This is a genomic window from Flagellimonas yonaguniensis (genome assembly GCF_029193885.1).
In the GTDB taxonomy this organism is placed as follows: Bacteria; Bacteroidota; Bacteroidia; order Flavobacteriales; family Flavobacteriaceae; genus Flagellimonas; species Flagellimonas yonaguniensis.
The window spans coordinates 109,932-124,835 of sequence record NZ_JARFVB010000001.1 but is presented as its reverse complement, the minus strand read 5'-3'; the positions used below and the strand labels follow the sequence as shown (position 1 = coordinate 124,835).

15 protein-coding genes are annotated in these 14,904 nt (G+C 42.7%); 8 read left to right on the top strand and 7 right to left on the bottom strand.

Features of this window, described 5'->3' with window-relative positions:
* Positions 1-2: 2 nt before the first annotated feature.
* The gene (locus tag PY092_RS00530) at positions 3-467 is read right to left on the bottom strand and encodes an ASCH domain-containing protein (protein ID WP_275613905.1); all 465 of its coding nucleotides are present in this window, start codon (positions 465-467) and stop codon (positions 3-5) included.
* Between the two features lie 162 nt (positions 468-629).
* On the opposite strand from PY092_RS00530, the gene PY092_RS00525 reads away from it, so the two are divergent.
* The 6 genes from PY092_RS00525 (at position 630) to nadD (ending at position 5,330) form a co-directional block, all read left to right on the top strand.
* Positions 630-1,682: a sugar phosphate isomerase/epimerase family protein gene (locus PY092_RS00525; protein ID WP_275613904.1), complete on the top strand. Its 1,053-nt coding sequence runs from the start codon at positions 630-632 to the stop codon at positions 1,680-1,682.
* Positions 1,679-2,449: a 3-keto-disaccharide hydrolase gene (locus PY092_RS00520; protein WP_275613903.1), complete on the top strand. Its 771-nt coding sequence runs from the start codon at positions 1,679-1,681 to the stop codon at positions 2,447-2,449. The genes PY092_RS00525 and PY092_RS00520 overlap by 4 nt, the downstream gene beginning before the upstream one ends.
* A gap of 1 nt (position 2,450) precedes the next feature.
* A complete protein-coding gene (locus tag PY092_RS00515; RefSeq protein WP_275613902.1) occupies positions 2,451-3,206 on the top strand; it encodes a 3-keto-disaccharide hydrolase in 756 nt (251 codons plus the stop codon).
* A gap of 85 nt (positions 3,207-3,291) precedes the next feature.
* Positions 3,292-4,149, top strand: coding sequence for a YicC/YloC family endoribonuclease (locus PY092_RS00510; protein WP_275613901.1), 858 nt, complete (start codon positions 3,292-3,294; stop codon positions 4,147-4,149).
* A complete protein-coding gene (gene gmk / locus PY092_RS00505) occupies positions 4,146-4,742 on the top strand; it encodes a guanylate kinase (RefSeq protein ID WP_275613900.1) in 597 nt (198 codons plus the stop codon). The genes PY092_RS00510 and gmk overlap by 4 nt, the downstream gene beginning before the upstream one ends.
* A gap of 3 nt (positions 4,743-4,745) precedes the next feature.
* Positions 4,746-5,330, top strand: a complete 585-nt coding sequence (gene nadD / locus PY092_RS00500; RefSeq protein ID WP_275613899.1) for a nicotinate (nicotinamide) nucleotide adenylyltransferase — start codon at positions 4,746-4,748, stop codon at positions 5,328-5,330.
* Between the two features lie 56 nt (positions 5,331-5,386).
* Here the strand turns inward: nadD and PY092_RS00495 are convergent, their stop codons facing one another.
* Positions 5,387-7,660: an inorganic phosphate transporter gene (locus tag PY092_RS00495; protein WP_275613898.1), complete on the bottom strand. Its 2,274-nt coding sequence runs from the start codon at positions 7,658-7,660 to the stop codon at positions 5,387-5,389.
* A gap of 148 nt (positions 7,661-7,808) precedes the next feature.
* Here PY092_RS00495 and dgt point away from each other — a divergent pair, with 148 nt between their 5' ends.
* A complete protein-coding gene (gene dgt / locus PY092_RS00490; protein ID WP_275613897.1) occupies positions 7,809-9,167 on the top strand; it encodes a dGTP triphosphohydrolase in 1,359 nt (452 codons plus the stop codon).
* On the opposite strand, the gene PY092_RS00485 is transcribed toward dgt, so the two are convergent.
* Both PY092_RS00485 and PY092_RS00480 read right to left on the bottom strand, forming a co-directional pair.
* Positions 9,164-10,222: a DUF3078 domain-containing protein gene (locus PY092_RS00485; RefSeq protein WP_275613896.1), complete on the bottom strand. Its 1,059-nt coding sequence runs from the start codon at positions 10,220-10,222 to the stop codon at positions 9,164-9,166. The two genes, dgt and PY092_RS00485, sit on opposite strands and share 4 nt — an antisense overlap.
* Positions 10,213-11,991 carry a 1-deoxy-D-xylulose-5-phosphate synthase gene (locus PY092_RS00480; protein ID WP_275613895.1) on the bottom strand — a complete coding sequence of 593 codons (1,779 nt, stop codon included), beginning with the start codon at positions 11,989-11,991 and terminating at the stop codon, positions 10,213-10,215. The genes PY092_RS00485 and PY092_RS00480 overlap by 10 nt, the downstream gene beginning before the upstream one ends.
* A gap of 84 nt (positions 11,992-12,075) precedes the next feature.
* Here PY092_RS00480 and PY092_RS00475 point away from each other — a divergent pair, with 84 nt between their 5' ends.
* Entirely contained in the window at positions 12,076-12,525 is a 450-nt protein-coding gene (locus PY092_RS00475) for a nucleoside deaminase (protein WP_275613894.1), read from the top strand.
* Positions 12,526-12,580: 55 nt separating this feature from the next.
* Here PY092_RS00475 and PY092_RS00470 read toward each other — a convergent pair whose 3' ends face one another.
* The 3 genes from PY092_RS00470 to PY092_RS00460 all read right to left on the bottom strand — a co-directional run bounded on the left by PY092_RS00470 (position 12,581) and on the right by PY092_RS00460 (position 14,900).
* On the bottom strand, positions 12,581-12,775 hold the full coding sequence (locus PY092_RS00470) for a cold-shock protein (RefSeq protein WP_108245446.1): 195 nt from the start codon (positions 12,773-12,775) through the stop codon (positions 12,581-12,583).
* An 83-nt stretch (positions 12,776-12,858) separates the two neighbouring features.
* A complete protein-coding gene (locus PY092_RS00465; RefSeq protein WP_275613893.1) occupies positions 12,859-13,119 on the bottom strand; it encodes a hypothetical protein in 261 nt (86 codons plus the stop codon).
* Positions 13,116-14,900: a chloride channel protein gene (locus PY092_RS00460; protein ID WP_275613892.1), complete on the bottom strand. Its 1,785-nt coding sequence runs from the start codon at positions 14,898-14,900 to the stop codon at positions 13,116-13,118. Before PY092_RS00460 ends, PY092_RS00465 begins: the two co-directional genes overlap by 4 nt.
* Between the last annotated feature and the right edge of the window lie 4 nt (positions 14,901-14,904).

Below are 14,904 nucleotides of genomic sequence, written 5' to 3'. Positions count from 1 at the left end.
CATTATTTTTTATGAAGCATCTCGAACTCTTCGAAGACTACGATCATACTTTCCTTGGGGCTTTTTCCAAACTTGGCAAGTTCACGGGTATAGTAATCCCAATGTGTTTTTTTCCAATGTTCCAGGCTTTTGTCGCCCTCCCCTTCCAAACGGGCATGCTCGTTCCGAACGCTAAAATAGGGGAGTAGTTTTACCGCGGTGGTACGTATGACACATTTGGCATTGCCCTCCCAATCGGTAACCACGTAAAAATCCCCGATTTTGGGCAAAGCTTCATTGCGTAGTTGTAATCCTTGTAAAGAATGGCTGGTAGCCCTTTTGGTTTCTTTGCAGACCAAATTGGCACATAGATCGGCATCTTTTTCATTGTCACAAAAATGAATGACTTTGGGCGCATCTTCAGATGCAAACTCTAAATGGGCATCCAAAAAATCGCCCCACAGATTTCGGGCAGAAGCATTTTCCATAAGTAGTATTTAAAAAAAAACTCTAAGCTGTATTAATTGTTAACGAATCGCTATATTTATATCTTACCACATGAGACATAAAAATAGCATAGTTTTTTTCTTAAATATAGAAGATAAATCCCAATTTAATTGGGATTTCCTAATTTCTTAAAATTAAATATAATGAAGACAATTAAAGGACCTGCAGTGTTCTTAGCACAATTTGTGGACAGTCAAGCTCCGTTCAACACCTTGGACGGAATGTGTAAATGGGCCTCGGACCTAGGATACAAGGGAATTCAGATACCCACCTGGGAATCCTTTCTCATAGATTTGGACAAGGCGGCGGAAAGTCAGGATTATTGCGATGAGCTTAAAGGAAAAGTCAATTCCTATGGCTTGGAAATCACGGAACTGTCCACGCACTTACAAGGACAATTGGTGGCAGTACATCCTGCTTACGATATTATGTTTGACAACTTTGCGCCCGAAGCACTGCACGGAAAACCAAAGGAGCGTACCAAATGGGCCATGGAAACTGTGAAAAAAGCCGCAACCGCCAGCCGTAGATTAGGACTGAACGCACACGCTACATTTTCGGGTTCCCTGCTTTGGCATACCGCCCACCCATGGCCACAACGTCCTGCTGGTTTGGTGGAGATGGGTTTTGAGGAATTGGCGAAACGTTGGATGCCCATTCTCAACCATTTTGATGAAGAAGGAGTCGATGTGTGCTACGAAATTCACCCTGGCGAGGATCTTCATGATGGCGATACCTTCGAGCGCTTTTTGGCAGCAACGGGCAATCACAAAAGGGTGAACATCCTTTACGACCCAAGCCACTTTGTGTTGCAACAATTGGATTACATCGAATACATCGATTTTTACCACGAATTCATCAAATCGTTCCATGTAAAAGATTCCGAATTCAATCCAACAGGTAAAAAAGGAGCTTTTGGAGGCTATAACGATTGGGGGGATAGAGCAGGGAGATACCGTTCCTTGGGAGATGGACAAATAGACTTTAAGACCATCTTCTCCAAACTGACCCAATACGGATGTGATGTTTGGGCCGTAATGGAATGGGAATGCTGCATCAAAAGTCCAGAACAAGGCGCTCGCGAAGGAGCCAAATTCATTCAAGACCACATTATAGAAGCAACCACCAAAACCTTCGATGATTTTGCCGGTGCGGATATTGACAAACAAAGACTAAAAAATATATTGGGATTATGAGAAAACCATTGTTATTCGTAGCTCTTGCCATTGCATTTGCATGTAAAGACAAACCAAAAGAAAATAAGGGAGACGTTGACTCCGACCCAATGTCGGGTATGGAAGCAGAAGCTCCTGAAACGCCAAAGTCTTCTGCTGATGAGTGGACAACTCTATTCGACGGAACAAGCTTTGATGGCTGGCACATGTACAATGGCGGAGAGGTAACAGAGCCTTGGAAACTCGAAGATGGGGCCATGGTACTTTACCCACCGGAAGAAAGACCCGAAGGTGCCAATTACAACTTGGTAACGGATGAAGAGTTTACCGACTTTGTGCTTACCATGGATTGGAAAATTGCCGAAGGCGGAAACAGTGGTTTCTTTTGGGCGGTAAAAGAAGATGAAAAATACGGACAGCCCTACATCACAGGACCTGAAATCCAAGTATTGGATGATGAAAGGCATCCTGATGCGAAAAATGGGGAAGACCGTTTAGCAGGTTCTTTGTACGATATCATCCCTCCATCAGAAAATGTAGTGAAGCCCGCAGGAGAATGGAATTCGGTCGAATTGATGATCAATCATAAAACGAACGAAGGCCATGTGGTTTTGAACGGCACCAAAATAGTGGAGTTCCCCGTACAAGGACCTGAATGGGAAGCGTTGGTGGCCAATTCAAAATTTGCCGATTGGGAAGACTTTGCCGCTTTTAAAACCGGTAAGATTGGATTGCAAGATCATGGCAACGTGGTAGCCTTCAGAAACATTAAAATAAAAGAATTGTAGCATGTCAAAATTAACAAGCAAACTATTGGCTTTGTCTCTACTTTTCGTCGGATTTATATCCGCCCAGGAAGTTGAACCCACCAAGCCGGAACAAACCGAGTTTTACAAACCCGTGCCACCAAAAGTGACCCCGGGCGAAGATGGAGCACCACCAAGTGATGCCATTGTCCTTTTTGATGGTACTTCCCTGGATAATTGGATCAATACCGCGGATAGTACAGCTGCTAAATGGACCTTGAACAAGGATGGTAGTATGACCGTGAAGAACAGGACCGGCGATATCCAGACCAAACAGGATTTTGGGAGCGTTCAGCTTCATATTGAGTGGAAATCGCCAGCCGAAGTTCAGCAAGAAGGGCAGCATAGGGCCAATAGCGGTGTGTTCTTGAACGGTATGTACGAAGTTCAGGTGTTGGACAATAACGATAACGACACCTACGTCAATGGACAGGTAGGGTCCATTTACAAGCAACACGTGCCCTTGGCCATGGCCTCAGTGCCCACAGGCCAGTGGAATACATACGATATTATTTATCATGCACCCGAGTTCGAAAAAGGTCAAAAAGTGAAATCGGGAACCTTGACAGTGATTCACAATGGCGTATTGATTCAAGACCATGTGGAGATCAAAGGTACTACGCCATATATCGGTTGGCCAAAAAACCCACCACATGGCAAAGGACCACTTAGACTTCAGGATCATGGCGACAACAGTCGGGTCAGTTATAGAAATATTTGGGTAAGGGAGCTGGATTAGTTCTCTTTGCCCAATTCGGAAATAGAAATCCCCTTGGGGCCAGAAACCTATTTTGGTTACCTTTGGCAAAATTTACCATACCTATATGATTCAATCCATGACAGGCTTTGGGAAGCACGTAGTGCAGCTTCCCTCCAAGAAAATTACCATTGAGTTGAAATCACTCAATAGCAAGAATTTGGATATCAATGCCAGACTTCCCCAATTTTATAGGGAAAAAGAACTTGAACTTCGTAAAATGATTGCAGGTGCCTTGAATAGGGGAAAGGTGGATTTTAATCTTTATGTGGAAATAACAGGGGAAGAGACCACGGCAGAGGTAAACACTGGAGTGGTAAAAAACTACATGGAACAGTTGGCGGAAATTGCCAAAGGAGACGATATCAAGTTGCTGGAAATGGCCCTGCGGATGCCCGACACCCTTAAAACCGACAAGGACGAAGTAAATGAAGAGGAGTACAAGGCAATCACAGATGCCTTGAACGAGGCCCTTGCCAAAATAGTCGAGTTCCGGAATGAAGAAGGAAAAGTTTTGGAGGAGGATTTTGTGGCTAGGCTGAATAATTTGAACAAACTTTTGGAAGCGGTGAAGGCCATGGACCCAGAACGTTTGGGCATGGTTCGCGAGCGCTTGGAAAAAGCAGTTGCTGACTTGAAAGTGGAACTGGACGCCAATAGGTTTGAACAAGAACTCATCTATTATTTGGAGAAATATGACATTACCGAAGAAAAAGTGCGTTTGGCCAATCACCTAAAATATTTTGAAACCACTTTGAATTCGACCGAATCAAACGGAAAGAAACTGGGGTTCATTTCCCAAGAAATAGGGAGGGAGATCAACACCATTGGTTCCAAGGCCAATTATGCACCCATGCAGCAATTGGTAGTGCAGATGAAGGATGAATTGGAAAAGATCAAGGAACAAATGCTCAATGTGCTATGACAGAAGGTGGTAAACTCATTATTTTCTCAGCACCTTCGGGCAGTGGTAAAACCACTATTGTCAAACACTTGCTGGACCAGCCTGAACTGAATTTGGCCTTCTCCATATCGGCCACCTCACGCCCACGTAGGGGAAAGGAAAAAAATGGGGTCAATTATTATTTTATGTCCGTTTCCCAGTTTAAACGACATATCAAGGACGGTGACTTTCTGGAATGGGAAGAAGTGTACAGGGATAATTTTTATGGCACTTTAAAGAGCGAGGTGGAACGGCTCTGGGCAGAAGGCAAAAATGTGATTTTTGATATTGATGTTTCAGGAGGACTACGCATCAAAAGGAAGTTTCCCGATAAAACATTGGCCGTTTTTGTAAAGCCCCCCAGTGTGGATGAGTTAAAAATCAGACTGAAGAAGAGAAGTACCGAGAGCGATGATAAAATAAACATGAGGATTGCCAAGGCATCCGTGGAATTGGCCACCGCTCCACAGTTTGATGAAATCATCAAAAATTACGACCTCGATATTGCCTTGGACGAGGCCCATAAATTGGTCGCCGATTTCGTTGGGGCCCAGATACCCCAAAAAGAAGATTGAAATATGAAAAAGGTAGGGCTCTTTTTTGGGACCTTCAACCCGATACACATAGGCCATTTGGTCATAGCGAACCATTTGGTGGAGTTTTCCGATTTGGATGAGGTTTGGTTCGTCATTACCCCACAAAGTCCATTTAAGGCAAAGCAATCGCTCTTGGACGACAATCATCGCTATCAGATGGTATTCGAAGCAGTACAGGACTATCCCAAGTTGAAACCGAGCAAAATCGAGTTCGATTTGCCCCAACCCAACTACACCTCCAATACCTTGGCCCATTTGGATGATAAATATGGTAAGGACCATCGATTTTCACTCATCATGGGGGAGGATAACTTGAAGGGTTTCCATAAATGGAAAAATTATGAGACCATTTTGGAGCACTATTCCATCCATGTGTACCCACGAATTTCAGATGGTAAAATAGAACATCAATTTCAAGGGCACCCAAAAATCACAAAAGTGGATGCACCCGTCATGGAAATATCATCCACCTTCATACGAAAAGCGCACAAAGCGGGTAAAAATGTTCGCCCATTGCTCCCGTATTCGGTATGGAAGTATATGGACGAAATGAATTTTTACAGATAGGATACTGCCGTTGAACAATCCAATCTGTCAATCCTTGCTTTGGATGGTGGGGGCATCTAATTTTTTTCGATAGTGGCTGGGGAGACCGAACTGTCATGCTCGGCGTAATAAAGTTCCAGAAGATCCATCATAGATGTAATCAAATCGCGACTTTCCAACAAGAGAGAGAAATACAAAGTAGTGTTCTTTGGACTTGATTCCTCGGTTCTTGTTCTGGAAACTTGTTTGTTTATTTTTTGCGAAACGAGTTCGTTCAGCTCTCCTTTGGTGGCAAGGATTGTGCCGATTTGGTCAAACGATCTTTCAGCAAAAGCCTTTTCGGTAACTTCAAAAATAGCTTCCAGTTTTAGATCAATTTCCTTAAGCTCCTTGATTTGATTGTATTTTAATTTTTTGTGATTGTTGTTCACATGGTTGTAGCTGACCTTCCCGATATATTCCAAAGACTGGGACATATCCGTTAGGAGGTCCATAATATTGATATAGAAATTACTGGCACCGATATGGGCTTCTTCTAAATTCTTGATAAAGTAAAAAGTATCATTTCTTAACCCATCAATTTCGTTTGAAAGCTTTTTGCTCTGCTTTTTGTTCTTTTTCAAGAAGTCGAGGTCGTGTTTGGACAACCCTTGTATGGAATTGGAGTAAATACGGTTGCTACGCTTTATCACATTGGCAATGTTGGCCGCACTCTCTTCAATTACACCTTGAATGGAAGAACTTTCGGCTTTTCTTAGGCTATCTTCTGCTTTGTTTTCTTCTTTTTTTCTGGAATGGTTGAGATAGTTTCTGGTAATAAGAACACCAGCTATCAATAAAAGGATGACAAGGGCAATTAATCCACCAAGGTGAATCAGATATGCGATTGTAGCTGCAGAAACAAATGCGCAGATTGCAGTAAAAAACCAACCGCCAATAACATTGAGCACACCTGCAACCCTGTACACCGCACTTTCGGAGCCCCATGCTCTATCAGCCAAAGAACTTCCCATGGCCACCATGAAGGTTACATAGGTGGTGGACAAAGGTAGTTTCATGGAAGTGGCAATGGAGATAAGCACACTCGCCACCATCAAGTTTACGGAAGCACGGACCATATCAAATGCGGGTTGGTCTTGTGTTTTTCCTTTTGGGACATAGTTAGTGGACCTTGTAAACCGTACATTCAATTTTTCTCTTGTACTAACTGGAAATACATTGGAGATATTGTCAAAAGCCGTAATGGAGAACTTGACAATTTGACGTGACAAGTAATTTGGTTGGAACCGTTCTTCGCCATCGCCTTCACGGGCAAGGTTAATCTCTGTTTCGGTTACATATCGTGCCTTGGTGGAAAGCCACAGGGTAACAATCATGATTAAACCGGAAATAAGTAATAAATAGGTCGGGGTTCGCACGGCTTCAGCCAATCCGCCCATAGAATAGTCAGTTGCTGCCACTCCAGATGCATGCCAATCTTGGAATGATTGCAATGCGGCAATTGGGACACCAATGAAGTTTACCAAGTCGTTTCCAGCAAAGGCCATGGCCAAAGCAAAAGTGCCCAGAACGATGATGATCCGATAAATATTTTTATTGAAAATTGCAGTCAGAACCCAAGAAACCAAGGCCCATAAAACAAAATTTGCCAAAAGAAAGAGCTCGGTTTTTGTTGCGGCATATTCTGTTATCGCACCATTCAAGAATTCAGCACTCTTTAAGCCTTTTACCAAGATAAAATAGATAATGGCAGTAATGGCCAAACCACCAAAAATCGAACCTATCCATTTAGGTTGTTCTTGAAACTTAAAAGAAATGAGCAATCGAGATAAAAATTGTACAAACGCCCCAATAGTGAAAGCTATTGCCACAGAAAGCAATATTCCAAGAATAATCTCAGTTGCTTTCCCGGTATTGATATAACTTCCCAGGGCATCAATCCCTCCACCATCATTGGCTACTTTTACCAAAGCAATGGCCACGGCAGCCCCAAGTAATTCAAAAACAATGGACACAGTGGTCGAAGTAGGCATTCCCAAGGTGTTGAAAAAGTCCAACAACAAAACATCGGTAATCATCACGGCCATAAAAATGATGATGATTTCGGCGAATACAAACTCTGAGGGATTAAAAATTCCTTTTCTTGCAACTTCCATCATGCCGCTTGAAGACATTGCACCAAAAGCAATTCCGATACTAGCAACAATCATTATTGTTTTAAAAGAGATTGCCTTAGACCCTAAAGCGGAGTTTAAAAAGTTGACAGCATCATTACTAACACCGACAACCAAATCAGTAATTGCCAAAACACCTAAGGCAATGACCATAAAAATGTAGATATTCTCACCCATTCTTTCAGAAATATGACAAAAATGCCATTATAAATCCGCAATAAGGTTAACAAAATGTTACCAAATACGGCGTCAAAAATATCAATATTTTCCATGGGTTGGACATAGGTTCATCTTTTGATATATCTTCGCTGCAAATCAATGGCCAATGAACTGGGAGCAATTACTTTCTTTAAAACGTCACGGGGATACCGGAAAACGACTACGAAAGGAACAAAATGAGACCCGATTAGGGTTCGAGGTGGACTACGACCGGATAGTTTTTTCGTCAGCTTTTAGAAGTTTGCAGGACAAGACACAAGTGTTTCCCATGCCCATTGCCTTAGGTTCGCAGAAGAACTTTGTGCATACTCGTTTGACCCATAGTATGGAAGTATCGGTTGTAGGAAGAAGTCTTGGACGTATCGCCGGGCAACAGATTTTGACCAAATATCCGTTTTTGTCCGAGGTCCATGGACATCATTTTAACGATTTTGGAGCTATCGTGGCCGCTGCTGCATTGGCACACGATATTGGCAATCCTCCATTTGGGCACAGTGGGGAAAAGGCCATTGGCAATTATTTTAAACAAGGTAAAGGGAAATTTTACGAAGATGCCTTGACTCCAGAAGAATACCAAGACCTTATCGATTTCGAAGGCAATGCCAACGGTTTCAAGCTTTTGACCGAATCCAGGGAAGGGGTGCCGGGTGGATTACGGTTAAGTTATGCCACTTTGGGCGCGTTTATCAAATACCCGAAGGGGTCCTTGCCCAAGAAGCCTTCCAAGAACATTGCCGATAAAAAATTTGGCTTTTTTCAATCCGAAAAGGGGTTTTTCAATGAACTCGTGGAAGAAATTGGCTTATTGCCCAACCCGAATCATCCGGAAACGGGGTTTTTGAGACATCCATTGACCTATTTGGTCGAGGCGGCGGATGATATTTGCTATACCATCATCGATTTTGAAGATGGTATCAATTTAGGGTTGATACCTGAAGAGTATGCCTTGGAATATCTCATCAATTTGGTAAAGGACAATATCAATACCAAAAAATACAATGCAATGACCACCTCAAGTGACCGATTGAGCTATTTGAGGGCGCTTGCCATTAGTACCCTGATAGGCGATGCAGTGGACGTTTTTGTGAAGAACGAAGAAAAAATTCTGAAGGGCGAGTTCGATGCATCGTTGCTCGATAGGGGTAAATATACGGCACAGGTGGAAGACATCATTAAATTGAGTGTGGAGAAAATTTATCAATCCACCGAGGTGATCGATAAAGAATTGGCCGGATACCGAATCATTTCGGACTTATTGGATATCTACACCACGGCCCTGATCAATGTGAAGAAGGGGAGCGATACCAATTACGATCGATTGCTCATCAAAAGCTTACCTGAAAACTACAGGAACACGGATACGTCAATCTATAAAATACTACTGGACACCAGTTGTTTTGTAGCCAGCTTATCCGATAGTGCAGCAGTGCACATCCATGATAAATTAACGGGGCGTAAAATCTAAAAGGAATAGAGCAACCCAACTCCCAGTAGCTGTTTGAACTGGATTCGGGATATTCCAGGATCTATCACGGTTCCATCTCCTGCAATTTCCTCGTCGAACTTGATATCATCATCAAAGATGATGTGGGTACCAATATTTGCATTCAGAAAGTCGTTGACCTTTAAATTGAAATTCAGCTCCCAATCCACATCTATGTTACCAAAACTCCGCACATAATCGGTATATAGGTTGAGACGATGGTTCATAAGAACATTCCTCGCAATTTCGGTCTCCCAAGTATTGGTTATGAGGAAACCAAGCTCCAAAAAGACATTCTTGCCTTCTTCAACACCAAATGCACCTTGATTGGACAGTACTTCATCCAAAACAAAAGTGGATTTCATCGTGGCCGGGGAAATATACAGGTTGAATTGGTCTTTGGGAGGAAGGTAAGATGTACCGACACCGACAAACAAATATCCTGGTGCCATGAACCTCGAAATCGGTGTTTCCCGATCAGGATATTTATAACCATTGGAAAACTGTGTTCTTATATTGGCCTTTACGGAATAGTACCAATTGGTAATGGTGTCCTTTCTGAAACTGAGCGTGGTGGACAATCGAATCTGGTCGTCCGTTTTCCGAAGCTTGCGCCCCTCCTGTGCATTGAGTCCGTACCTAAGTTGTGCCTCGTTGTTCCAACTTAAATAGCGAAACTTGTAATTCCGGGCAAAATCGGCACTTGCAAGTGCGGATACAGAGTTGTCCCCCCCTGCATTCCAGTTTACAAAGGATACCTCACTGATGTTAAGTCCAAATTTGTTGACTTTTTTCCAGAATGATGTGGGCTTGAACCGATTGTACCAAACACTCAAAGGCTTTACCCTGTTCAACACAGTACGGGGATCGGTCAATTTTGCGTTTCGTGTGAGGTATTTGAGTTTTACATCTTTGATGCGGATAATTTTAAAGTCACCATCGGTACTATCGATTTCAAAAGCCTTTAATTGGGTTACCTGGGCATTGGCTGATAGAAAAGCGGTAAGGAATAGGATTAAAAAGCAATTTATACGCATTGGTTTAAGGTTGATTGTATGTATGAATGTATGGTATCAAAATCTATACCAGCCAGTTTATGGGTTTCGGGTATTGTTCCTTGTTCCACAAATTGATCGGGCACTCCGAATATTTTAACAGGTTTTGATATCCCCTCTTCGTTGGCAAATTCCAAAATCGCAGATCCAAAACCACCTGTTTTAGTGCCGTCCTCCACCGTTATGATGTGCTTGTACTGGCTAAAAATAGTGCGTAAGGTGTTTTTATCCAACGGTTTCACAAAACGCATGTCGTAATGCCCGATTTTTTTTGAGGCATCTAATTTTTTGATGAGTTTTTCAACATCATTTCCTATATGGCCAATGGTAAGCACGGCGATTTCAGAACCTTCCTTCAAACATCGGGAAGTTCCTATTTTGATGGATTCAACAGCATTCCTCCAATCAATGGTGGTGCCTCGACCTCTTGGATACCGTATGGCAATGGGTCTGTCCAATCCCAATTGGGCGGTGTACAAAATGTTTCGAAGTTCCATCTCGTTCATCGGGGCAAAAATGATGAGGTTTGGGACACATCGTAAAAAGGCCATGTCAAAAACGCCGTGGTGCGTAGGTCCATCCTGTCCTACCAGACCAGCTCGGTCCAAACAAAAAACAACGGGAAGCTTTTGCAGGGCCACATCGTGTATGACCTGATCGTAGGCCCGCTGTAAAAAGGTGGAGTAAATATTGCAGAAAGGGACCAAACCTTGGGTGGCCATTCCCGCAGCGAGGGTTACGGCATGTTGCTCGGCGATGCCCACATCAAAAGCACGGTCGGGCATTTGGTCCATCATGAATTTAAGGGAACTACCACTGGGCATGGCAGGGGTAATCCCTACGATTTTTTCATTTTTCTTGGCCAGTTCCACGATAGTATGCCCAAATACATCTTGGTATTTCGGTGGTTGGACTTGCCCCGTTTTTTTTAATCGTTCCCCTGTGATTTTATCAAACTTGCCCGGGGCATGGTACACCACTTGGTTTTCCTCTGCCTGTTTTAGCCCTTTCCCTTTTGTAGTGATGATATGGAGCAATTTAGGACCATCGACGTGTTTCAAGCGTTCCAGTTCGGCAACCAAGGCTTTTATATCATGACCATCAATTGGACCGGAATAGTTAAGGTTGAGACATTCAAAAATGTTTTCGTCCTTAGCTGTGCCCACCTTTACATTGGTAAGGTATTTTTTTAGAGCGCCGACGCTTGGGTCAATTCCTATGGCGTTATCGTTCAGTACAATTAATGCGTTGATATTCGTCACGCCCAAATGGTTGAGCCCTTCAAAAGCCATCCCACTGGCAATGGAAGCATCGCCCACTACGGCAATATGTTGTTTGGAAAACTCTCCTTTTAGTTTGGAGACCATCGCCATTCCCAATATGGCCGAGATGGCAGTGGAGCTGTGTCCTGTTCCAAAATCATCGTACTCGCTCTCACTTCGTTTGGGAAATCCACTTATACCGCCCAATTGCCGGTTGGTTTCAAAAATTTCTTTGCGGCCCGTCAAAATTTTATGCCCGTAGGCTTGGTGGCCCACATCCCAGATGAGTTTGTCTTTTGGGGTGTTGAACACATAATGTAGAGCAATGGTAAGTTCCACAACGCCCAAACTGGCACCTAAATGCCCTTCTTTGGTCGAAACAATATCAATAATGAATTCCCTCAATTCTTGGGCAAGTTTGGGCAATTCGTCCAAGCTCAATTTTTTGAGGTCTTTGGGGGATTTGATATGTGTTAAAAGCCTTTCCAATGATTAAAAAAACAAAAGTATCGATTCTCCCTAAGATTATTTTATGTGTAGCTTAGCAATCTGTTGAAAAAATGGATAAAAATCGTGGAGAACCCCTTTGATGACAACTATTTTATGAAGAGAGCCATGCAAGAGGCGGAAATGGCCTTTGAAAATGGTGAAGTACCTGTTGGTGCCGTCATTGTAGTGAACAACAGGATCATTGGGAGGGGCCACAACCTTACCGAACGTTTAAAGGATGTTACGGCCCATGCCGAAATGCAGGCGATTACCGCAGCATCCAACTTTTTGGGAGGGAAATATCTTCAGGGCTGCACGTTGTATGTAACCCTGGAACCTTGCCAAATGTGCGCTGGGGCCTTGTATTGGAGTCAAATTTCGAGAGTGGTCTATGGGGCAGCTGATCTAGAACGTGGATTTAGCGTTATGGGAGGGCACTTACATCCCAAAACGGAAGTGGTGGGGGGAGTAATGGAAAAAGAAGCTTCGGAACTGCTCAAGCGTTTCTTTATCCAGCGCCGGAACTTAAACTGAACAAAAAAACCCCGGCAATGCCGAGGTTTTGAAATCAAATCAAAATAAAATATTATTATCCGATTACCTGCACTCGTGCAGCAACCACTCCTTTTCTTCCTTCTTCTTCGATGTATTCTACTTTGTCGCCTTCGTTCAATTCCACTCCGTTCAATGCTGTAACATGAACAAAGATGTCTTTTCCTGTGTCGTCGTTTGTAATGAATCCATATCCTTTGGAATCATTGAAAAATTTTACTGTACCAGTCATTAAAAAATAAATAAAATGTTAAAACACGAATGTAACTTTTTTTACGGCTGATTGAGTGAAATGAACTTTAAATCTCACGAAAATTATTGATTTTCAGTGTTTTCACGTTCTTTTTCTTGCATTTTCTTAATATTTCCCTTGGTTAACATATAATCTTTCATGTTTTTTACCTTGCTTTCTTTCCAAAGGAAAAGTGGCATGGCCACCAAAAAGAGTCCTACAGTACCTCCGCCAATGTATTTTGGGGCATTGGGATGTTCCTCTTCCAAGGAAAGGCCATAAAAGATTGACCCAAGGGAAGCTAGCATGATGAGGAAGATAATATACTTCAGTTTGATTTTCATTGCGAATAATTAATCAGTTTTCTACGATAGGCCGTCAACATTTTTGATTTGGAAATAAAGCCTTCGTATTTGCCATTTTTTATTACGGGCAAGTTCCAAGCACCACTGTCCTGAAACTTTTTCATCACTTGTTTCATGTTGTCCGTTTCATAAAAGATGACCTCTGGTGGAGCATGCATCAAATTTTTAACAAAAACGGTGTCGTACATTTCGGTGTCGAACATCATGGGCCTGATATCGTCCAAGACAATGATTCCAATCAATTTTTTGTCGTCATCCAAAACAGGGAAAAGATTCCTTTTGGATTTGGAAACGGATTGATGCAGCATTTCACCCAAGGACATTTTTGGGTGTACGGGCCTGAAATTCTTTTCTATCACATCGTCCATTTCCATAAGCCCGAGCACCATTTGATCCTTGTTGTGTGATAAAAGCGCTCCGATTTTGGCCAGTTCCTTGGTGTAAATGGTATAATCCAAGGCGTTTTTGGTGATCAGATAAGAGATGGAGGCCGTGATCATCAGTGGAACAAAAAGCTGATATCCTCCGGTAATCTCAGCAATCAAAAAGATGGCGGTCAACGGTGCGTGTATTACCCCTGCAATCAAACCGGCCATGCCAATAAGGGTGAAATTACTTTCGGAAACGGAGAATCCCAAGCCCAAGTTGTTGATTACCTTGGCGACTACATTCCCAAGTGCACTTCCCATTACCATAGTAGGAATAAATACTCCACCTGCACCACCTGCACCTATGGTCGTTGTCATGGCAATGGCCTTGAAAATGGTAATTCCGAACAAGAGGGCAATTACCACCCAAATATTATCAGTGAAAGCATCGAAAGGCGTTGTGCCAAGTGCTTTTAAATGGTCGCCCTCCAACAAATTGTTGATAAAACCAAAACCTTCCCCGTATAGTGGGGGAATTGCATATAGCATTATCCCAATGGCAATACCGCCCACCAATAATTTATATTTGGGACTTTTCAATTTTTTAAAAATCGAGAGTATGGCAAAATACATCTTGGTAAAATAGATGGAGGCAAAACCTGTGCCCACACCCAAGAGTATGTAAAAGACCGTATCCTTTAGTTTAAAGCCTTCGGATAGTGAAAAACTGAACAAGACTTCATTCCCTAGAAAGAAATAGGAGGTCAATACACCAGAAATAGAAGCCAAAAGCAAGGGTAGCATGGACATCATGGTCAGGTCCAGTGTAAAAATCTCTACGGCAAAGATGATAGCTGCAATGGGCGATTGAAAAATAGAGGCAATTGCTCCAGCGGAAGCACAGGCCACCAAGAGTGTCCTGGTCTTAGCATCGATGTGAAATAATCGACTCAAATTGGAACTCAAGGCCGCCCCTGATTTTACGGCCGGACCCAATAATCCTACGGAACCACCAAAACCAACCGTTAGCGGTGCTGTGATCAAAGGAGTATAGATGTCCTTGAGCTTGAGCAAGCCCCTTTTTTTAGAAAGCGAGAATATAATAGAGGATACCGCATGCTGTAATGGTTCTTTATGGACAAATTTCACGTATAGATAAACCAGTGCGAGGCCAATAGTGGGAAGTATGAAGTACAATTGATTTTCCGAGGATACAATGCCCTTTTTTAAAAGGGCTTCAATAAAATAGGTGGAGTTTTTAACGGTAACTGCAACCAATCCAGCCAAAAATCCCACAACCAAGCTCATAACCTGAATAAAGGTCCTATTGGAGATATTTCTATACCGCCATTTGAGAAAACGGGTAAAAAGCTTTTTGTACCTGTTCGGCATGAGG